This is a genomic window from Maribacter sp. UBA3344, assembly GCF_002362375.1.
Classification (GTDB): domain Bacteria; phylum Bacteroidota; class Bacteroidia; order Flavobacteriales; family Flavobacteriaceae; genus Maribacter; species Maribacter dokdonensis.
Window position 1 is genome coordinate 1 of the sequence record NZ_DERI01000021.1, and the last position, 21,304, is coordinate 21,304.

Below are 21,304 nucleotides of genomic sequence, written 5' to 3' on the forward strand. Positions count from 1 at the left end.
CTTGTGCAACGGTTACCGTTGTTGTGAGCTGGCTTTATTTCCATATTTCCCACCACTTTTTTGATTCCGTTGTTTTTATTTCAGTTACTTTTTTTGGTTTAAAGACTTTCTTCGCTTTGGTCAATTCAAATGAGTCAAGGTCAATAAAGAATTCCGTTTTGTCATACTTGTCCCAAGCGTTATATTCATTAAAAATTCCGCTTAATATTCCGTTGTCAATTTTGACATTGTCTATGAAATCTCGACAAACATATTCGTGAAACTTATAATTATTTGAATTCTCGATTATTGCAATATTCCGATTTCCAATCAGACAATACTTATTCTCAAATTCGATTACTTTTTTAAAGTCAAATCCAAATTCAACAATGCTTTTTTCTTGGTTTCTGTCAATGACAAAGCATTGTCCATTTGAAATTATAAGAATTTCAGTCGGATGTTTTAATTCTTTGATATAGTCAAATCCTTCTTTTCCGTGCTCAATATTCGCAACCCATTTTGTTCCGTCATCTTTTGTGAATTCCACAGGCAGACCTTCTGACCAATTTCCTTCTGGAATTGGCACATACATTTTTCCGTATGGTGGAAGTCCTTTTAAAATTTCAAAGTTTGAATTCAATTACGATTGTTTTTTCAGCTTGCTCACAACTATTGCATATGTGTACAATTGCACATATTCTCCAATATAGCGGAATATGTACAATTGTTTTTCTGTTCACTAATATAGTATTAAAGAATAAACCTACAATTATCAACACATATTCCATTACGGAAAACCATAAAGGCTATAAATTATTTAAGTCTGCTTAAGAAATGACTAAAAATAGCGAACTGACCAACCGTTTTATTTTTTATTGTTAAAATTAAGTGGGTCTGAACCAATTTATAAGTCTGAGGAAGATAAATACCATCGGGCTCGCACACGCGAACAAGGTCATGCACCTATCGGCGATCGCCTACAATCTAGAGACCTGCCTGCCGGCAGGCAGGAATACCTGAAATTCGAGAACAAATACCCGAAAAGTGGGGCAGGAAAGCTTGCCCTGCCATTATTCGTAAAAATCATGGTCCAAAACTTGAAAAGCCTTTCTCCGGCGCACCCAAAATTTAGGTTCAGCTTCTGACATGACATAAAAAAAGCCCCTTGAAGAGGCTTATATCGATAGTGATTATTTCTATTATAGGCTTGTGCAACGGTTACCATTGTTGTGCGTAGTTTTTTATATTCCACCGTTTTCAGTCTTTTCATAAGTCAGTTGTCTGTTTTTAAATTTGAACAACACTTTCGTCCAATCACTTAAACTCAAATGCAAATTCTTTCCTCCTTTCAGTTCCGCAAAGTATGGAATCAGAGTTATGTCAAACTGTCCATCTGATATTGACAAAGGAAATATTTTTACGTACCTCAATTTGTTTCTATTTTTTCTAAACACTTTCTTTCTGTTTCCAAGTCCGATTTTTTTGATTTCATATCCGTTGATTGAATCAGGTATTTTCATTAAGTAGTCTTGGTATTCAATAAAAATCTTATTCGGCTGTTTTTGGTTAGAATATTTGTTATAAAACGAATCGATTTCCACGATGTATTTTTCAATCGCTATGTAATACAGCGAATCAGTTTCCGTCATTTTAAAGTATTCCGAACTTTGATTTTCATTCTGTCCGATTGCACCGAATGATATTAAAAGAAAGAATATTATTAGTCTATTCATTGATTTATGATTATTTACTCAAATGTATTTTGCTATTTCAAATCTCAAAAATCATAATGAGTAAATTAATGTTTTGGATGAGTAACGAGTTTTCCTCAAATTACGCACAACGATTAAGCTAAGCGTAGTGCAGAGGCAAGGAAACTTTTCGTTTCCGTCTTAGCACGAAGCTAAAGCTTATTGGTTAGTTTTATTTTTCTTTTCCAAAGCTAAATCTATTCCCGATAGCTATCGGGGTAGTGAATTCATGAATATACAAGACTATTCGATTAAGCTCTAAACTCTGCATTACGTTCAGGCTTTGTTGTTTGTTGGCTTTTTTTCATCCGATTACTCTTTCGGGAAACGATTCTAATTCTTTAGTCAATTCCTTCGCAACTTTTTTCAATTCCGCATTGCCCATTTCGCAGTCAACATAATATTCTTTATTATCATTTGCATTTTGCGGTCGAGATTCCAAGTCAAATTTTAGTCGCACAGTTTTTAAATCCGATTGATTTTTTATTAATTCAAATTTCAAATTCGGTTCCATAAACACAAGCGAATCAGAATCCGTTTCAATGTCATTTGAGAGTTTCTCAAACCATTGGATTATTTCTTTTAAATCTCTTGTCAACAGTGATGGGTCAATCGTTTCCCAATTTCCGCAATTACTTTTTACTTTTAAATAAACCAACAACCAATTTGAGTCATATTCACAATCACTTATTTCAGGAAACTGATAATTCGTTATTTTAAATTCAACGATTTGGTTATTTATTCCTTTAAATATCATTTAATTCAGATTGGTTTTTTCAGCTTGCGCACAACGTGTTTGTATAAGATTAGTTGCGTGTTTTAAGCAACTAAATTAGCAAATACAAACCGAATAGAAAATCCTCTCGGATTTTCGTAAGTAGGCTATTACTAGCAATGAATTATACACGGTGTTGGCATTTCGTTTTTTATTCGTTTTTCAACTTATCGAACAATAGCTCAATCAACTTTATAAGTATCGTATTAACAGGATTCAAAACATTAATTTGATTTTGGACATATCCTTTTTGGGCGTGAAATACATTACACCTGATTGAATAAATAAAATCAGCAATTGCCTTGATTTTTCTATCAGTATGATTTGCTTCCATTTTCGAGAGAAGCTCTAAATCTTTGTCTCTTTCTGGATTTCCAGTTACCATATTCAGTTTAATGTTGAATTCGTGATTCCTGATTATATCTTTAAGTCTTTCGATTGCGTGTAAACAATTTTCGTCAGCATTAAAAGTATCATTTATGGCATTACTATTTAGATACTGTATAACATAATTTTTTGCTGCTTGTGGGTCTGGAAATGAATTTCTGTTTTGAATATTTATTTGTCCTTTATTCGACATTCTAAATGTAGCTTCAACATATAGGCGATTATAGACAACAAAAAGGGTAAAGAATTTATCAAATACGTCTTGCAAATTATCATTGCTATAAGCTTTTGTTTTCTCAATCCAATTTTCGCAAAAGTTTTTTATTTCTTGATTTATCATTCTATCCCATTTTGTAATAAATGTCTCCTGTTTGCGAAGCGTGACGCCTTTTAATTAAAATCAAATCATTAAGTCTAACTCGACCTTCTAATACTTGCATTAAATCCATTCCGTCCATCAGAATCATAGATTTCAAGACTGGACTTCCTGTTTCTGTACATTCTGAAGAATATGGTCCAAGCGAAATAAATAATCCTAAAGTGTTTTTTAATTTGCCTTGGATTTTGCCTCCGAAAGTATACAAGTCAGATGCATTAACTGCTTTTTCTTGCCATTTAGCTTCTAAAAGATAATCGGCATTGTCAAAGGTGAATGCTCCATCTATTTGTTCTCCTGTTACTTTAAATGCAGATTTTGGGTCTAAATCAAAGAACACAAACAGCTTATTTAAAAATTTCTCGAATTGAAATCCTTTTTGTTGAGAGTTAGAGTTAGAAGCAATGGAATAAAATTCCATTTTCAATTCATCTAGTTTTTGCTGATAAGCAATACTATTATTTAACTTCTCTTTTGTGGTTTCTCTTCTTTCTTCCGCTTTTTTTAATTCCTCAATTGTGTCAAAGTAACCTTTCGCTTGCTTTCTTAATTTGGTAACAGCAGTTTGCGCTTTTTTAATTAATCCTTTATTTTCTTTTTCCCAATAATCTAAATGAGAAAAGTCATTCATATTTCCAACCTCTTGAACTAATTTTAGTAAGTCAGTTTGATAAAGGTCTTGGCGTTTTACCATTCGGTCAATTAGCTGGGAAACACTTTCATATTTTATGTTTTCAACCCAATCAATTGTTGAAATAATTGCTGTATTTTCAATTGTTAGCTCGATAAATTGCCTCAAATCTTTCTTTCTATAAAAGATTGCAGCCAAAGCATCTTTTAATGCTAAAATCGAATTTGCTGATATTTTCTTATTAAAGCTCAATGTTTCTCTTAAATGAATGCCAACTATTGTATATGTACACAATTGCACATATTCTCCAATATTGCGGAATATGTACATTTGTTTTTCTATTCACTAATATAGTATTAAAGAATAAACCTACAATAATCACCCCGATCTCTATTACGGGAAACCATAAAAGCTATAAATTTTATCATAGTAATGAGTCAGTTATATAAATTTGAAGCGAGTTGCCTTTAAAATAACGAAACGTCCAAGTAGTCGGTTTTTGATCGTAAAATGGGTTGTAATTTGTTGAAAGTAACGACAGTAATTGTAATTGTATCGGAACCATTTAAATTGAAAAATTAGATGAGTATGTTGGAAGCTTGACCTGGTTCAATACCTGAAAAGTTCTTCTTAGGTGTACTGAAAATTGACGTTCAACTACTAACAGGCTAAAAAAAGCCTTTTGAAAAGGATTGTATCAATCGTATTAATTTCTGATCAATGGCTTGTACAACGGTTACTGTTGTTATATGGCGTATTTTTAATTTCCTGATTGCAAAATCTTTATGCCATCAAAATAATTGCCATCTTGTAGTCCAATTATTAGAATCCTTTCAGATTCAGTTGGGTTCGGCTGCATTGAAATAAAAATCTCCGTTGAGTTTTTTCTTTCAAAAGAGAATTCCGTTTTTTCAATGGTGAAATTTTCCTTTGTTGTATCAATGCCATTTAAGTCTAGCATTTTTCCATTCAGGGAAATTTCACTAACCCACCACCAATTGCCTTCAGTTGTTATAATCACAGAATCTGATTCTGCACTAAAATTTACTTCTTTTTTTGAAAGCTTTATACTGTCGTCCCATTTACCAACAGGCTCATCAGATTCACACGATACAAGGCTTAAAAACAAGATAGCAGCAATTCCGAATATTAATTTTTGTTTCATATCACCTGTTTTTTATAGATTATTTTTGAATCCCAGATACTCTTCATCTATGAGCGTTTAGGGTAAATAACTTTTATATTCTAAGTAATTTTTGCCTTGTTATAAACCGAAAGTATTTGTTATGTTAGTTAATTACCGCTACATATGAACAAAGCCTATTTTTCAGCATTAGCCTTTTTCTGAATTTTTGATATATCATAATTGATTTCACCAGATTTGTCTATATTTTCAATGAACATTTCTGGGGTAATGAAATAGCCGCCTGATTCTTGAACCACTTCGTTATCTTCATTTAGTACAATTATGCGAGGTACAGTGCTGATATTAAATTTTTTAAAGTATGTATTACCGGCAAAACAATCTTTAGTCAATGCTGTCACGCTATAAAGATTTTTACAGAATTTTCTAAATTCAAAACTCTCCTTAAATGTTGAATAAAATTGCTTATCTAATTCAGAATCAGATAAAAAAAACAATATTCTTGGTCTATTAACTGAGGCCCAAGTTTGGTTTTGGTCACATTCAAGGTTTTCGGAAAAATGATAATTAAAATATAAATCGTCTACACCATTATGTAAGGGCCAAAAAAGCAAATTAAATGGTTTGGTAGTTTTATTTCCAATTTCTCTAAGTAAAACAGTATTTATCGCGTTGGTATTAGGTTTCTGCAGGTTGTTTACATTAACAAAACTCAAAGTTTCTTTAATAACATCATTTTTTGAGTCGTTAATGGATTTATAGTTAATTTTCCATTCATCATTTTCTTTGTTAAAATCAAATTTTAGCCCATTATTTAGTGTGAGAACTCCTTTATTTCCATTGAAACTTGTTTTCATAATATGATAATCTCTAAAAAGAGTTTTTTGATATTCAAAACGACCATTTGAAAATAAAGTTTCAAATAAATCTATTGTTTTGAGGCTTAATAAAGAATCGTTTGGTAATAGTGACCTTGCTGAAAGTATATTAAACCTGTCTATGTATTTTATTTTTGATATTTCAAAAGAATCGGATGAAATGATTTTAGCATGTAAGTTTTTAAGATATACATGAGAACTCTTGTCCAGAAGATTGACAATTTTTTGTCCATCGTCTACTTTAAGAGCATTTTTATATTCTAGATAGACACGCTCTATTTCATCCTTGTCATTGGTGCAAGAGACAACAATTAAAGATAGAATGATGAATAGGTATTGAGATAGTTTCATAATTAATTTTAACGATCATGTATAAGTTCAATTACGTATATGCTCAAATATTCATGAGTATTTATATAATTGATTTGTAGAATTCTTCACTAATATACTACTTAAGAATAAACCTACAAATATCACCTCATATTCCAATACTGTAAACCATAATCACCATAAATTGATCGAGTCTACCTAAGAAATGATTAAAAACAGCGAACCAACCAACCAGTCTGTTTTTTGCTTGTAAAGAGGGTTTAGAGTTACAGAAAGTAACGACAGCAATCACAATTGTATCGATAAAATACAAGGTGTATGAAGTTAAATGGGTGTCTTGGGTAATGAACAAACCAAGTAGTTTGTTTTTTGATGAAATAGAGAAGCTGATTTAAAACAAACTTTGCTGTTTTACGGGGCTTTCGTGGTTCAATAACCACTGTTTTCTGTGTAGACCGCCGGCGTAACCGGTAAGTGATCCATCGGTACCGATTACTCGGTGGCAGGGCACTACGATCCATAACGGATTTCTGGCATTTGCAGATGCTGCGGCACGGGTGGCATTGGGGTCTCCCAACGCCTTTGCCAATTCTAAATAGGATTTTGATTTCCCGTAGGGTATGTTCTGTAATTCTACCCAAACCTTTTTTTGAAATTCGGTACCCACGGGGTTCAAGGTCAAATTGAACTCGGTTCTTGCTCCCTCAAAATATTCGTTGAGTTGGTATACGGCATCTTCTAGGGATTCCGGTATCACATCGGTTAAAGGTTCATCTGAGTTGAGTACGGTAATGGCGGACACTCCTTCCGCATCGCCTACAATTTTGGCAACGCCTAAAGGGGTTTTTATGTACGCAATATCCTCCATGTTCCCAATTATTCGTCCGGCGATGTGGGTTTTTCAATCACTCCCGTGGCTTTTGCACGTGTTTCCCAGTTTTTTCGTGCAAGACTCTGCAGATCGGCAATATTGTCGCTCTCATCCATGATTTCTAGTCCCAGTAGGGTTTCTATAACATCTTCCATAGTGACCAAACCACTTACGGAGCCATATTCATCCACTACAAGGGCAATAGCTTCGCGTTTTTGAATGAATATCTCAAACAACGTAGGGATCGGTGTGCTTCTACGTGTAACCAGGATTTCTCGTTTGATTTCCTTTAAAGGAATGTCGCCGTTCTTATTGATCATCTCTTCAAGAACGTTGTCCTTAAGAACAAAACCGGTAATGTTATCTATTTTGTCCGTATACACGGGTATTCTAGAGAAGCGTAGTTTAGGGTTGTCCTCAAAGAAATCTGCAATGGTCTTTTCATCGGATGCAATTTTCATTACGGCACGTGGTGTCATAATATCCTTCACCAATACTTCATCGAATTTCAATAGGTTTTTGATGATGGTAGATTCCGATTTTTCAAACACACCCTCTTCATGTGCCATATCTGTCATGGCATGGAAATCTTCGCGACTCAATACACTGCCATGGTGATTGCCACCGCCTACCATTTTGGTAAACAGGCGCAACAACCAAAGTAGACCGGTATATTTAAGCCCCAGCACCATAATGTTCAAGGCCTTGGTAGAAAAATTCGCCAATTGTTTCCAGTAGGTTGCCCCAATGGTCTTCGGTATTATTTCAGAGGCCACAAGAATAAGTATGGTCATGATGGTTGAAACCACACCTACCATAACATCCTCAGTAAATTCTATGCCAAAAATAGAACTGGTTTCACTACCGTACAGCTCTGCATACGCCGCTTTTGCCTGTACACCAACCAAAATTGCACCTACGGTGTGGGCAATGGTATTGATGGTCAAAATAGCGATCAAGGGTTGATCCACGTCTTTTTTCAATGCCTCTAGCGTTGTTGCATAGCTTTTGCCCTCCTTCATTTTTACATTGATGAACGTTGGGGTAATACTCAGTAATACTGCTTCTAGAATAGAACACAGGAACGAGAAGAAAATGGATATGAATGCGTAAAATATAAGTAAGCCCATAGGGTTGTTTTAGAAATCTAAGATATTGATAAATATACTAATGATCGTGCTGTTTTGATCTATCAAATGCGCTATAAAATATTTGTTGAATGGCGGGGCGTATATTTAGGTCGTAAATATTACGGTTTTCACGGGTTGGAAATACCCTGTTCGATAGAAAAATATATACCAATTGATGTTCCGGATCCGCCCAAACAAAAGTGCCGGTAAAGCCGCTATGACCAAAACTGGTGGCACTCACTTCTGGCGCAGGATAGGCATTTGCCAGGGTAAACTGGTCATTTTTTAAATAGGGCTTGTCAAAACCTAAACCTCGTCTATTATCATTTGCAGGATATTGTACACTTGTAAATTCTTGCACGGTGTTCTTGGAGAGGTACTGCTTGCCATTATAAAGGCCGCCCTGTACATACATTTGCATAATGATCGCTAAATCTTGCGCTGTACCAAATAGACCGGCATTCCCTGAAATACCGCCCAGGAGCGATGCATTTTCATCATGCACCCAACCTTGCGTTAAGGTATGTCTGTACAGGGTATCTATCTCGGTAGGTACAATGTTGTTGCTAAAGTTCTTGGTGCTGGGTAAGAACCCGAAGGTTTTCATACCAAGTGGTTTATAAAATTGCTCCTCCAAATATTGCTCGTAGGGCATGCCCGTTAGTTGAGCGATCAGTTCTGGAAATATGAGAAATGATAAACCGGAATATTTATATTTTTTATCAGCAGCTACTTCAGAACGATTGATGATACGGTACATTTTTCGGTTGAATCTATTTTTAACATAGATGTCTTTAAAAGCCCGATTGCTGAAGTGGCGATTTGCTTTATTACGAAGGAACCTATTTTTAAACCGACCGTTATTTTTTAAGGTCTTGCTTAAAAATACAATGTAAGGTGCTAACCCTGCTTGATGCGCCAAAATCTCCCGTAGCGTAATGTTTCTTTTGTCCTTATGCCTTTTCCAAGGTTTCCAATAGGTGCTAAAAGGTTTATCTAAATCCAACTTGCCTTCATCTACCAATTTCATGATCGCAGGTAAGGGACCTAATATTTTGGTGACCGATGCTAGATCGTAAATATCATTCAATGCTACAGGCTGAATGCTGTCATAGGTATGATAGCCATAAGCATGGTGAAAAATGATGTTTCCTTCTTTAGCCACTAAAACTTGTGCACCGGGGAAAGCGTTGTTTTTTATACCATTTGTTATAATACTATCTATATTGCGATATACAAAGGCAGAATCCAATGCGTAGGCCTTGAAGGAAGATTCTTGTAAACTAGAACCCACCGGAAGCAGCAACGGTGTAGTGCGCTCAACCTGTGCAAAGCCAACAGCGTAAAATAAACCGAAAAGTATATATAAATAATTACGCATGTAAACTATTCTTTAACCTAATAATTTAACGGCATCTTTGGCAAAGTAACTAGCTATGATATTGGCACCCGCTCTTTTAATAGCGGTCAATTGTTCCATCATAACGGCATCATGATCTAACCATCCTTTTTCTGCGGCTGCCTTTACCATAGCATATTCACCTGAAACTTGGTATACCGCAACGGGAACATCAACTTCATTTTTAATTTCACGAACAATATCCAAATAGCACAATCCTGGTTTTACCATCACGATATCCGCACCTTCATCAATATCCAACTGCGTTTCTCGAATAGCTTCAAACCGATTCGCATAATCCATTTGATAGGTCTTTTTATCCTTAGGTACATTTTTGATATCTACAGGGGCGGAATCCAAGGCATCCCTAAACGGACCGTAGAAAGCACTGGCATATTTAGCGCTGTAAGCCATAATACCGGTATTTAAGTAGCCTTCGTCTTCCAATGCTTCACGAATGCTGAGAATACGACCGTCCATCATATCACTAGGGGCAACAAAATCTGCACCGGCCTTGGCGTGGGATACGCTCATTTCGGTCAAGACCTCAATACTTTCGTCGTTCAATATTTCGCCATCGGCTACAATACCATCATGCCCGTAAGAGGAGTAGGGGTCCAGGGCAACATCTGTCATCACCAACATATCAGGACATGCATTTTTTACGGTTTTGATCGCTAATTGCATTAATCCGTTTTCATTTAAGGCCTCAGAACCTTTGTTATCCTTTAAGTTATCTGGAACTTTAACAAATAATAGCACTGAATGTAAACCCATTTTCCAAAGCTCTTTCACCTCTTTGGTCAAATTATCTAAACTAAGTCGGTAATAATTGGGCATAGAAGGTATTTCTTCCTTAATTCCCTTACCCTCCACTACAAATAACGGTACTAAAAAATCGTTGGGTGAAATAATGGTTTCACGAACCAAACTGCGTATAGCTTCTGAACTTCTTAATCTTCTGGGGCGTATAAGTGGGTACATAATTCTATTTTTTGTTTCCTTTATTTTTTAGATTCTTGACTTTTTTTAATGATGCTCTTTAACCGTTCTTTTCTAAGCGCAGCTTCCTTCTTCAATTTGTTCTTCTTTCTATCCATTAGCTTGGCATGCTTTGCTTTGTTCAACGTGTTTTTGGCCTTGCCTTTTTTTGCCATATTCGAATATTTAAATTCAAACGCTCAATCGCTTTAAAGCCTTAGTTATTATGCCATAAAACGTGCATCTCTTGAAGTTTTACAAAAATAGGGGAATTTGAAGAATAGCTACAGTGGTTATTACTTCTTTTTATGGGCTTAGCCGATAATTGATTCTTGATGCAAAAATTCAGAGAACTATTAAAGTTCAAATATACATGGCGTAGCTATCAACAAAATTTTTTGGATGGTTTTCAAAGCCATATTAAAGACGAGCATTTACATGTTGTTGCACCACCGGGATCGGGCAAAACCATACTTGGCTTAGAAATTCTAATTCGTATAGGTAAACCAACTTTGGTTTTGGCGCCTACATTGACCATACGTAACCAATGGCGTTCTAGGTTGTTATATTTTTTTACGGTCCATAAAGATTTTGATCAGTATTCCTTAGACCTAAAAAAACCTAGCTTAATTACCTTTTCTACTTATCAATCGTTATTTGCCTTAACCAAGTCTTTTGATGAAAATGAGAAACAACAGCTGTTAGATTTTATCACATCCCATGGCATTGAAACCTTGGTGTTAGATGAGGCGCATCACCTTAAAAATGAATGGTGGCAATGCCTTTATCATTTAAAGCAAATAGAAGGACTAACGGTGGTCTCGTTGACCGCAACTCCGCCTTACGATAGTTCTACAACTGAAATCAATCGTTATTTTAGTTTATGCGGTCCCATTGATGATGAAATTGCAGTACCAGATCTTATTAAGAACGGAGACCTTTGTCCGCATCAAGATTTTGTGTATTTCTCCAAGCCTGAGGAGGCACAGATCAAATACATTGTCAACTACCGTGAGCAAATTTTAAATTTTACCAATCAACTTCTTGCAAATAAGGAGTTACAAGAAGCGTTGATCACTCAGGATTTCTATGTACACCCAAAGGAATCTTTGGAATATATCTATCAAAACCCAACCTTTTTTAGTTCGGTTATTATTTATCTGAATGCTTGTGGTTATGCCGTAAATGAGCAGAACTTAAAAATTCTTGGTTTTTCTAACAACGATGTAAACTTTCCCAGTTTTACCTATGAATGGTCAGAAGCATTGTTACAGCATTTATTGGTGGATCAGCGGGAAGCATTTAGTGCTCTTGAAGCAATTTTATTGCCTTTGGAAAAGGAACTAAAGCGTATAGGGGTTCTCGAAAATAAGCGGGTAAATTTTGTTGGTGATGAGGTTTTGTATAGAAACTTATCCAATAGCCCTAGCAAGCTTGAAAGTATTTATCAAATTGTAAATAGTACCAATGCCAATTTTGGTGATGCTGCTAGAACGGTCATTTTGGCTGATTTTATCCGAAAGGAGTTTTTAAATTTTGAAGGAAGCGATACTAAAGCTTTAAACAAGCTTGGGGTAGTGCCTATTTTCAAATACATTTTGGCCAAGCAAAGTGATTATGCACAACTTGGTGTGTTAACAGGGTCATTGGTGCTATTGCATGAAACTGTTTTGCCAAACTTAAAAGCGCTTTTAGCTATTGAAAAGCTGCATGTGCAGGCTGTTGAGGGTGCTGTTGGGTATCTTTTTATACAAGTACCCGATACGCTTAAACATAAAATAGCAGAGTCCATTACGCAGTTATTTCAAGATGGAGCAATAAAAACCTTGATTGGTACAAAAGCTTTTCTGGGCGAAGGATGGGATGCTCCTTGTATTAATACCTTGATCTTGGCATCTTATGTAGGTTCTTTTGTTTCTTCCAATCAAATGCGAGGTCGCGCCATTCGTGTAGATGCAAATAATCCTGATAAAACAGGTACTATATGGCATTTGGCCTGTTTGGACCCAACTGCTACCGATGGTGGTAAAGACATGGAAAAACTGCAGCAACGTTTTGAAGCCTTTACAGGGGTGTCGCTTCGTGATGAAATTTATATTTCTAACGGAATAGACCGATTGGTATTGCCTCCGAAATGGAATGAAACTACCCATTTAGCAACGATTAACGCAGAAATGCTAGAAACGGCACAACAGAAATCTGACTTTGCATATAGATGGAATCACGCCATTGAAAAAGGCTCCATTTTGGTGCGCGAACTTAAGATACCATCTGCCGGTGATCAGCCTTTTGCCAAAACAAAAAAATTACATGCCTTAAATGCAGGTAAGTATGTGATGCTAGAAGTAGTTTTAGGGGTGTCTATGTTTGTTCCTGAATTTTTAATTAAAAATATGGGTGCCGTTTTGGGCAAAGGCATTTTGCAGGTTTTTTATATATTCTGCGCAGCCCTTCTTCTTGGTTTTGGACCCAAAACATTTAAAGCATTAAAGCTTTACTTTCTATTTGGCAATCAATACAAGAAAACAAAGAAGATAGCAAAAGCGGTGTTGGGGTATTTGCTAGATGATAAGACTCCGTACTTTGAATCTAAAAAGGCTATAATACATGCCGAACAGAATTTAAAAGGAACTTTTTCTATCTATTTAAAAGATGCTAGCCAATATGATGGTAATGTTTTTATTTCTCTTTTAGAAGATATTATAGCACCCATTGACAATCCACGTTATCTATTGGTAAACAGTAATTGGTTTAAGCGAAAGTTGAACATTAGAAATTACTACGTAGTTCCAAAGGAAGTAGCTAAAAACAAAACCGAAGCTTTGATTTTTCAAAAACATTGGAATGCACATGTAGATGGCTCTAAAATACTTTTTACGAGAACCTTAAAAGGTAGAAAAGTGCTGTTAAAGGCTAGATTTGCCCATCTAAAATATCAATTTGAGGAGGTATCTAAAAAGACCATTACCTGGAAATAGTTTAAATGTTTATTTCCCCAACCAAATAACAAACCCCGTTACCCGATATTTTTACGCGGTCTTCATGATATTCACATTGTATATCGCCACCACGCTCAGACAATTGTTTGGCAGTTAATTTTTTCTTGTTCAATTTTTCTGACCAATATGGGGTTAAGGTGGTATGTGCAGATCCGGTAACAGGATCTTCTGGAATACCGCATTGCGGAGCAAAAAAGCGTGATACAAAATCTACATCGTTACCCTTTGCAGTAATAATGACACCTCTACAATCCAACTCGTTCAACAAATGAAAATTTGGTTGCATGGCTTCTATTTCCTCCTGGGTTTCATAAATAAGCATGTAATCGGTTTTGCCTTTAAAAATTTCCAAAGGTTTTTTTCCTATTGCTTCCGTGATATTTGGTTGTTCTGTAACAGAAGTTACAACGTCAGTAGGGAAGTCCATTGTTAATAATCCCGAGTCGTTTTTTTGCACCAATAATTCTCCGCTTCTTGGGGAAATAAACCGTAGGGTATTTTCTTTAAAACCATAGTAATTGTAGAGTACAAAGGCTGTTGCCAACGTGGCATGACCACAAAGATCAACTTCAACTTCTGGGGTAAACCAGCGTAACTCATAATGATCATCTTTGGCAACGGCAAAAGCAGTTTCGGCTAAATTATTTTCAGCGGCTATCTTTTGCATGGTATCATTTGCTAGCCATTTTTCAAGTATACAAACCGCTGCAGGATTACCACCATATAATGTGGTAGTAAACGCATCGATCTGATAAATTTTTTGCTTCATGGGATAAAGATTATCATTCTATACCAAATTTACGACTTATCTCATCGGCTTTAGCGATCCATTTTTTAGGGGCATCAAATCTAAACCCTACATAGAATTCTAAAAAACTGATGGAATCGTCCAAAATAAAATTCTCATCGGAAGTATGACTCAATAATTGCGTATTGATATTTACACCGCCAAAGAAGGATTCGGAATTATATCCGCCCGTCATTCTGAAAACCAATTGTGCCAAGCCGTTAAAAGAGTTCTCACCGTCCGTACTTGAATAATTGAAACCTAAACCACCGGTTGCACCAGCAGAAAGCAAGTAATTTTCGTCAAATATCCAATTATAATAGTAGCCGGGGCCAATAGCCATTTTGAACGATTTTTCCAATTGATTCTCAATCAGCGAATCTTCCAATTTAAATTTGGTATAGTAATACGTTATGCTGGGAATAAAGCTACCTACGCTTTGTTTTTGCCATTCGTTCTGAAAACCGATGGCTCTAAATGAAAAATCCGGATTAAAGATGTAGCTAGAACTTCCGCCTATTTTTAAGGTCTTTAAGTCATCTATGGGCAAGGTGATATCTTGTGTGCGTATAAAGAACCCCTTTTGCTTGTAGTAATCTATGGTCTGCATGTACTGCCCAAAGAATGTTCTAATATTAAAGGTGATCAATTTAGAGTCTCCGTTATCCTTATTTTCCGAAAGGAAATTGGGGGCATAACCCAGATCAACTTCTAAAAACCGAAATAAAATGGACAAGCCCAAATAGCTCTTGTCATTGGGTATAAACTCCGTTTTGTTACGTGTTATCTTATCTCTAAGCGTAAAACTATTGGAAGTCGTCTGTAACGCTAGTCGAAGTGTTATTTTATCAGGGAAGTCTTCCTTGTAGTGAGAGTTTTGAGCGGTACACCAGCTAATTGAGCAAAATATACCCAAAAAAAGCAGTACCCTTAAACCCATGCTTTTGGTGCTTTTAAAATATGTAATAAACGTTCTTCTTCACTGCCTTTTTCGGGTTGGTGATCATAACGCCATTGTACATGTGGAGGCAAGCTCATTAAGATACTTTCTATTCTGCCGTTCGTCTTTAACCCGAATAAAGTTCCTTTGTCATGGACTAGATTAAATTCTACATACCTTCCTCTTCTAATCTCTTGCCAATCTCTTTGTTCCTTAGTGTAGTCAAGGTCTTTACGTTTTATAACGATAGGTACATAACATGATAGGAAACTGTTACCTACTTCCGTAACAAAGTCATACCACTGTTGCATATTCATCTCAGGAGTAGCTTTGCAATAGTCAAAAAATAAACCGCCTAGTCCACGCGCCTCATTTCTATGGCTGTTCCAAAAATACTCATCGCATCTTTTTTTATAGGTATCATAAAATGTTGGCTGATGTTTGTCGCATGCTGTTTTGCACACTTGGTGAAAATGAACGGCATCTTCATCAAAAAGGTAATATGGAGTCAGATCCTGACCACCACCAAACCATTGATCAACAATTTCACCTTGCTCATCATACAATTCAAAATAACGCCAATTGGCATGAACGGTAGGCACCATAGGGTTTTTTGGGTGCAAGACCAAGCTTAATCCGCATGCAAAGAAATTACCTTCCTTCACTTTAAAATATGCTTTCATACTATCGGGCAATTCGCCATGAACGCCAGAAATATTTACGCCTCCTTTTTCAAACACTGCCCCATTTTCTATAACACGGGTTCTACCACCGCCACCTTCCGGGCGTTTCCAGATATCTTCTTGAAAAGTAGCTTTACCGTCTACTTCTTCTAATTTGGCGGTTATCGTATCTTGAAGTTGTTGTATGTATGCGTAAAATTTATCTTTCATTTTCTAAAACGTAAAGTTCCATATCTAACGGTTTTTCGTTAGGTGGGGTAAAGGATTTTTTTAAGGTTTCTTTCCAAAGATAACCACATTTTTCTGCGACCCTAATACTACCAATATTCGTTTTGTGTACAAGAATCCGTAACGTATTAATATTCGGTAATTGTAATGCCCATTTAGAAATGGTTTCTACCGCAATAGTGGTGTATCCTTTATTGGCTTGGTTATAGTCTATGCAATAGGCTAATTCTGCTTCATTTTTAGCAAGATCAATAGCTTTTACATACACCAGCCCGATTATTTTACGGTTTTGAGGCTCTTTTAGGGTGAATAGATATTCCTCGTGTTTAATAAACTCGCTGACTTTCCTTTCAACAAAGAGCTTGGACAAGGTAGGATTTAAATTTGACGCAAGTGTACTAGGGAAAAATTTGCTTAAGTGATTTTCGTTTGCACAGCAAAAATCACATAATCGCCACCCGTCTCGCTCCGATATAGGGTTAATTTCGAAATCTGGTAGTTGAAAAGAATTCATGATGCTACTGTAATTTCGGCTATATGTTATAAACGATTGGAATTAAGCCGGCTTATATTCTTTTACGGCGTCAATAAAGGCTTTCGCGTTTTCTACTGGAACATTGGGTAAAATACCGTGCCCTAAATTAACCACATAGCTATCCTTGCCAAACTCGTTAATCATTTGGTGAACCATTTTCTTGATTTCTGCCGGTGGAGAAAGCAATCTGGCAGGATCAAAATTTCCTTGAAGGGTAATTTTGCCACCACTTAAATAACGTGCATTTCTTGCCGAACAGGTCCAGTCTACACCCAATGCAGATGCACCTGATTGTGCCATATCGCCCAAAGCGAACCAACATCCCTTACCAAAAACAATGACAGGAGCCTCGTCTTTTAAAGCATCTATAATCTGCTGAATGTACTGCCAAGAAAATTCTTGATAATCTGTTGGTGATAACATACCTCCCCAAGAATCAAATACCTGTACTGCATTTACACCAGCAGCTACTTTAGCCTTTAAATAGGCAATGGTGGTATCGGTAATTTTTTGAAGCAATTCATGAGCAACCACGGGCTGTGTAAAACACAATTCTTTAGCCTTGTCGAACGTTTTGCTGCCTTGACCTTGTACGCAATAGCATAAAATAGTCCAAGGAGAACCTGCAAAACCGATCAAGGGAACTTCATCGTTCAGCTTTTCTTTGGTTGCTTTTATAGCTTCCATTACATACCCTAAGGTTTCGTGAACATCTGGAACAATTACGCTATCCAAATCTTTCTGATTCCGAATAGGATTTGGTAAATACGGACCAAAATTCGGTTTCATTTCCACATGAATGTTCATGGCCTGTGGTATTACTAAAATATCACTAAAAAGAATAGCGGCATCCATACCATATCTACGAATAGGTTGTACCGTAATTTCAGATGCCAATTCAGGAGTCTGACATCTTGTGAAGAAATCATATTTTTCCTTGATTGCCATAAACTCAGGTAAATATCTACCCGCTTGGCGCATCATCCACACTGGTGGTCTTTCTACAGTCTCACCTTTTAATGCTTTTAGAAATAGGTCGTTTTTTAAGCTCATATTCTTTCAATAGCTTTTAGCTGCTAGCCTTTGGCTTTTAGCTATTTTTTATTTTACTAATTAGACTATTAATCATTTTAGATTCTATTGAAATCAATTCAAAAATGGATTTCAACTCGTCACTATCTAAAAATTTCAATTCTTCTGATATTATTAATTGAGTTTCTACTTCAAAAAGAGAACCTTGTGCAATCTCTAAAAATCGTTTAAATTCTACTTCACTATTTCGGCTGCATCCTTCAGCAATATTGGAAGGAACTGAAACAGCAGCTCTAGAAAGTTGACTTTTAAGTCCGAATTTTTCTTCGCTTGGCAACTTTTGAACTAGACTATAAACATGCTTAACTATGGTAATTCCATTTTTCCATATTTCAAGCTTTTTAAAGTCCCTCATAATTTATTAAAAAAGCCAAAGGCTAGCAGCCAAAAGCCATGTGCTAATCTTCATAATCCGCATTCACCAATTCAATAACACTTTCTACCGTTGGTATTTTGGCAACTTTTACTTCTGTGAAATGTTCCCTGGCCACTTTTGCAGTGGTTTCGCCTATGCAATACGCAATTTTGTCTGCCGAATTTTCTTGAAGATAACTTTCAACGTTAGACGGACTAAAGAACATGATGCCTTTTACAGATTCTGATATGGACTTACCGGATAATTTTGTTCTATATGCTTCAATGGCATTGACCGTAATATTGTTTTCCTCTAAAATAACAGGCAATTCTTCCAAGCTAAGATTTCCGTGAAAATAGGTTACTTCTGTACCATCAATAAATTCCACTAAGTGATTGGCCAGGTCTTTCGCATTGTTTTCGTAATGCGTTATTTTGCCAAACTTATTTTTTATAAATCGTCTTGTTTTTCTACCTACACAATAGATATTCTCAAAATTTAACTCGGACACATCTCTACTTGCCAATACTGCTTCAACGGCATTTTTGCTGGTGAAGACTACATTCTTATGCTCCTTTTTAAGAACAATCGGAGAAATACGATTAAAATTGATTTTTATGAAATCATCTGAATCCACATTTACAGAAATATTAAGGCTAAGTTGCTGTTGAGGTGTAAGTTTCTTTGTAGAGAAAATGTTTACTTCGGCTCCGGCACTTGCCAATTCTGTCATTAAACGTCTACCACCACGTGCTAAAATGGTCTTGGCACAATCTATACCTAAATTTTGATGTTTCCCCAGTGGTGCAGTTAGCTCTGTTTCTAATTTTTTACTTCCATCAACATTTAATAATACGCCCTTAAGCGTTACAATATTTTCTTTGTTGATATAGGATAGTGCCCCTATAGGTGCGCTACAACCACCTTCCAGTTCCCTAAGAAATTGTCTTTCCAAGGTAACACAGGTATCAGTTTCCTCATGGTTCAGTTGTGCACATGCTTCACGAATTTCTTCATTGTCCTCCATGGCTACTACCATAATAGCTCCTTGGGCAGGTGCGGGCAACATCCAGGTAAGACCAATGGTATTCTCTGGTTCTAAACCAATACGTTCCAGGCCTGCAGCGGCAAAAATGGCACCGTTCCATTCATTATTGTACAACTTTTCCAAACGGCTGTTTACATTGCCCCTTAGATCTACAACAGTGTGTGTTGGGTATCTGTTGAGCCATTGTGCCTGTCTACGTAAACTACCGGTAGCGATAACGGCATCACGTGCTCCCAAAAACTCTTCATTGTCCTTAAATGCCATGATATCCATGTAATTGCCACGTTTTAAAACAGCGACCTTTACAATCCCTTGCGGCAGGGCAGTGGGTACGTCTTTCATGGAGTGTACGGCAATATCAATATCGCCATTGATCATGGCAACATCCAATGTTTTGGTGAACACCCCGGTGATACCTAATTCATACAAAGGCTTGTCTAAAATTAAGTCTCCCGTAGATTTTACAGGAACTAATTTTACGGTATGACCTAATGCTTGTAGTTGGTCTTTTACGGTATTTGCCTGCCATAGCGCTAACTCGCTATCGCGTGTGCCTAATCGTATTACTTTACTCATTTCTCGTCCAATTCTAATTGAAAAACTTTTTGGATAAATTCTAAACTTGAATTGGAATCTACCGAGTCATCTTTAAGATGATTTGCAAATTGTTTGGTTATTTTTTGAATGATGCGATTGGTAACCACATCTGCCTGTTGCGAATTGAAATCTACCGTTTTTTTAGATTGATAGTCAAGCTCCTCATCTTTAATGGTCTTCAATTTCTTTTTTAAAGCTTTAATAACAGGAGCAAATTTTCTGGTTTCTAACCACTGGTTGAAATCATGCTTTACTTCTTCATTTATAGCTTCTGCATCTGGAATGTATTGTTTTCTGCGTTCCAAAGTTTCATCGGTCATTTGAGATAAATGATCTAAATGGATTACGGTTACGTTGTCCATATTGGAAACGGAAGCATCAACATTTTTAGGAACGGACAAATCTAATATCAATAAAGGTTTATTGGTATAGATCAATTCTTTGGTAATCGTTGGTTTTTGTGCACCTGTGGCAACCACCAGAATATCCGATTTTCTTATTTCCGATTGTAAATCGCCGTAATCTTTTACCATAAGGTTAAACTTCCCCGCAATTTGCTCAGCTTTACCTTTGGTTCTATTGATAAGGGTGATATGTGAATTTTTGGTGTGCTTTATTAAATTCTCGCACGTATTGCGACCAATCTTACCAGTACCAAATAATAAGATGTTCTTATCCGATACATTCTCAACGTTACGCATAATGTATTGTACAGATGCGAAGGCTACCGATGTAGCTCCGGAAGAAATCTCAGTTTCGTTTTTAATACGTTTACTGGCTTGTATGATGCTATTGCAAAGACGCTCAATGAACGGATTGGCAATACCAAATTCTTTAGATCGCTTAAAACTTTGCTTTAGTTGGCTAATGATTTCAAAATCCCCAAGTATCTGACTGTCCAAACCTGTACCTACACGAAACAAGTGATTGATCGCTTCTTTGTTCTTGTAGACATATGCCACTTCTTGAAAAGCTTCAACGGTTCCGTTAGAGTGGTCACATAATAATTTTATAAGTTGAAAAGGGTGTTGGGCAAAACCGTGTAACTCGGTTCGGTTGCAGGTAGAGGTGGCCAATAAACCATCTATTCCCTGCTTTTTAGCTTCGGTAAGTAATTTACCAATGGCAATTTCGTCTAAACTAAATTTACCACGGGCCTCGGCATCGGCCTTTTTATAGTTAAGGCCAATGGTGTAAAAGGAGTTGTGTTTAGAAATGTGATAGTCCTTCATAAAGCGGGTACAAAAATATGGTCATCAATTCAATAAAAACAACGCTAGAGGTACAATTAATGTCGTCTGCCGAATTTTTGGATAAAAAATGACATTTATCAGTTAATTAGCTATAATTTTATAGTGTTATCAGCGAATAGTAGGTGTTTTATTTAGATGCTTTCTAAATAGAATAA

Annotated in this window: 21 protein-coding genes; 1 reads left to right on the forward strand and 20 read right to left on the reverse strand. The window is 36.3% G+C overall.

Annotated elements, in window-relative coordinates; genetic code table 11:
* Positions 1–34: 34 nt before the first annotated feature.
* The 12 genes from B2Z27_RS13275 to B2Z27_RS13330 all read right to left on the reverse strand — a co-directional run bounded on the left by B2Z27_RS13275 (position 35) and on the right by B2Z27_RS13330 (position 10,808).
* Positions 35–619: a hypothetical protein gene (locus B2Z27_RS13275; RefSeq protein WP_286814008.1), complete on the reverse strand. Its 585-nt coding sequence runs from the start codon at positions 617–619 to the stop codon at positions 35–37.
* 601 nt (positions 620–1,220) lie between these two features.
* Positions 1,221–1,712 carry a hypothetical protein gene (locus tag B2Z27_RS13280; RefSeq protein WP_286814009.1) on the reverse strand — a complete coding sequence of 164 codons (492 nt, stop codon included), beginning with the start codon at positions 1,710–1,712 and terminating at the stop codon, positions 1,221–1,223.
* A gap of 322 nt (positions 1,713–2,034) precedes the next feature.
* On the reverse strand, positions 2,035–2,487 hold the full coding sequence (locus B2Z27_RS13285) for a WapI family immunity protein (RefSeq protein WP_286814010.1): 453 nt from the start codon (positions 2,485–2,487) through the stop codon (positions 2,035–2,037).
* A gap of 169 nt (positions 2,488–2,656) precedes the next feature.
* Positions 2,657–3,232, reverse strand: a complete 576-nt coding sequence (locus tag B2Z27_RS13290) for a hypothetical protein (RefSeq protein ID WP_286814011.1) — start codon at positions 3,230–3,232, stop codon at positions 2,657–2,659.
* Between the two features lies 1 nt (position 3,233).
* The gene (locus B2Z27_RS13295) at positions 3,234–4,229 is read right to left on the reverse strand and encodes a restriction endonuclease (RefSeq protein WP_286814012.1); all 996 of its coding nucleotides are present in this window, start codon (positions 4,227–4,229) and stop codon (positions 3,234–3,236) included.
* A gap of 430 nt (positions 4,230–4,659) precedes the next feature.
* Positions 4,660–5,064: a hypothetical protein gene (locus B2Z27_RS13300; protein WP_286814013.1), complete on the reverse strand. Its 405-nt coding sequence runs from the start codon at positions 5,062–5,064 to the stop codon at positions 4,660–4,662.
* A gap of 155 nt (positions 5,065–5,219) precedes the next feature.
* Positions 5,220–6,272 carry a hypothetical protein gene (locus B2Z27_RS13305; protein ID WP_286814014.1) on the reverse strand — a complete coding sequence of 351 codons (1,053 nt, stop codon included), beginning with the start codon at positions 6,270–6,272 and terminating at the stop codon, positions 5,220–5,222.
* Between the two features lie 370 nt (positions 6,273–6,642).
* On the reverse strand, positions 6,643–7,119 hold the full coding sequence (locus B2Z27_RS13310) for a methylated-DNA--[protein]-cysteine S-methyltransferase (RefSeq protein ID WP_286814015.1): 477 nt from the start codon (positions 7,117–7,119) through the stop codon (positions 6,643–6,645).
* A gap of 8 nt (positions 7,120–7,127) precedes the next feature.
* Positions 7,128–8,252 carry a CNNM domain-containing protein gene (locus B2Z27_RS13315; RefSeq protein WP_058104446.1) on the reverse strand — a complete coding sequence of 375 codons (1,125 nt, stop codon included), beginning with the start codon at positions 8,250–8,252 and terminating at the stop codon, positions 7,128–7,130.
* Between the two features lie 37 nt (positions 8,253–8,289).
* Entirely contained in the window at positions 8,290–9,633 is a 1,344-nt protein-coding gene (locus tag B2Z27_RS13320; RefSeq protein ID WP_286814016.1) for a serine hydrolase domain-containing protein, read from the reverse strand.
* A 12-nt stretch (positions 9,634–9,645) separates the two neighbouring features.
* The gene (gene hemB / locus B2Z27_RS13325; protein ID WP_286814017.1) at positions 9,646–10,635 is read right to left on the reverse strand and encodes a porphobilinogen synthase; all 990 of its coding nucleotides are present in this window, start codon (positions 10,633–10,635) and stop codon (positions 9,646–9,648) included.
* 20 nt (positions 10,636–10,655) lie between these two features.
* The gene (locus B2Z27_RS13330; protein ID WP_167342549.1) at positions 10,656–10,808 is read right to left on the reverse strand and encodes a hypothetical protein; all 153 of its coding nucleotides are present in this window, start codon (positions 10,806–10,808) and stop codon (positions 10,656–10,658) included.
* 159 nt (positions 10,809–10,967) lie between these two features.
* Here B2Z27_RS13330 and B2Z27_RS13335 point away from each other — a divergent pair, with 159 nt between their 5' ends.
* Positions 10,968–13,610 (forward strand): DEAD/DEAH box helicase family protein, encoded by a 2,643-nt coding sequence (locus tag B2Z27_RS13335; protein WP_286814018.1) that lies wholly within the window; start codon positions 10,968–10,970, stop codon positions 13,608–13,610.
* Position 13,611: 1 nt separating this feature from the next.
* Here the strand turns inward: B2Z27_RS13335 and B2Z27_RS13340 are convergent, their stop codons facing one another.
* The 8 genes from B2Z27_RS13340 to hemA are packed head-to-tail and all read right to left on the reverse strand — an operon-like array spanning position 13,612 to position 21,128.
* The gene (locus tag B2Z27_RS13340) at positions 13,612–14,400 is read right to left on the reverse strand and encodes a PhzF family phenazine biosynthesis protein (RefSeq protein WP_286814019.1); all 789 of its coding nucleotides are present in this window, start codon (positions 14,398–14,400) and stop codon (positions 13,612–13,614) included.
* A gap of 13 nt (positions 14,401–14,413) precedes the next feature.
* Positions 14,414–15,358, reverse strand: a complete 945-nt coding sequence (locus B2Z27_RS13345) for a DUF4421 family protein (protein ID WP_286814020.1) — start codon at positions 15,356–15,358, stop codon at positions 14,414–14,416.
* On the reverse strand, positions 15,349–16,251 hold the full coding sequence (gene hemF / locus B2Z27_RS13350; protein ID WP_286814021.1) for an oxygen-dependent coproporphyrinogen oxidase: 903 nt from the start codon (positions 16,249–16,251) through the stop codon (positions 15,349–15,351). The genes B2Z27_RS13345 and hemF overlap by 10 nt, the downstream gene beginning before the upstream one ends.
* Positions 16,241–16,783, reverse strand: coding sequence for a GNAT family N-acetyltransferase (locus tag B2Z27_RS13355; RefSeq protein WP_286814022.1), 543 nt, complete (start codon positions 16,781–16,783; stop codon positions 16,241–16,243). The genes hemF and B2Z27_RS13355 overlap by 11 nt, the downstream gene beginning before the upstream one ends.
* A 42-nt stretch (positions 16,784–16,825) precedes the next feature.
* Positions 16,826–17,857 carry a uroporphyrinogen decarboxylase gene (hemE, locus tag B2Z27_RS13360; RefSeq protein ID WP_286814023.1) on the reverse strand — a complete coding sequence of 344 codons (1,032 nt, stop codon included), beginning with the start codon at positions 17,855–17,857 and terminating at the stop codon, positions 16,826–16,828.
* Between the two features lie 37 nt (positions 17,858–17,894).
* Positions 17,895–18,251: a four helix bundle protein gene (locus tag B2Z27_RS13365; protein ID WP_286814024.1), complete on the reverse strand. Its 357-nt coding sequence runs from the start codon at positions 18,249–18,251 to the stop codon at positions 17,895–17,897.
* Between the two features lie 43 nt (positions 18,252–18,294).
* Positions 18,295–19,875, reverse strand: coding sequence for a hydroxymethylbilane synthase (gene hemC, locus B2Z27_RS13370; protein WP_286814025.1), 1,581 nt, complete (start codon positions 19,873–19,875; stop codon positions 18,295–18,297).
* Complete coding sequence (gene hemA / locus B2Z27_RS13375) at positions 19,872–21,128, reverse strand: glutamyl-tRNA reductase (RefSeq protein WP_286814026.1); 1,257 nt, start codon at positions 21,126–21,128, stop codon at positions 19,872–19,874. The genes hemC and hemA overlap by 4 nt, the downstream gene beginning before the upstream one ends.
* Positions 21,129–21,304: the final 176 nt, after the last annotated feature.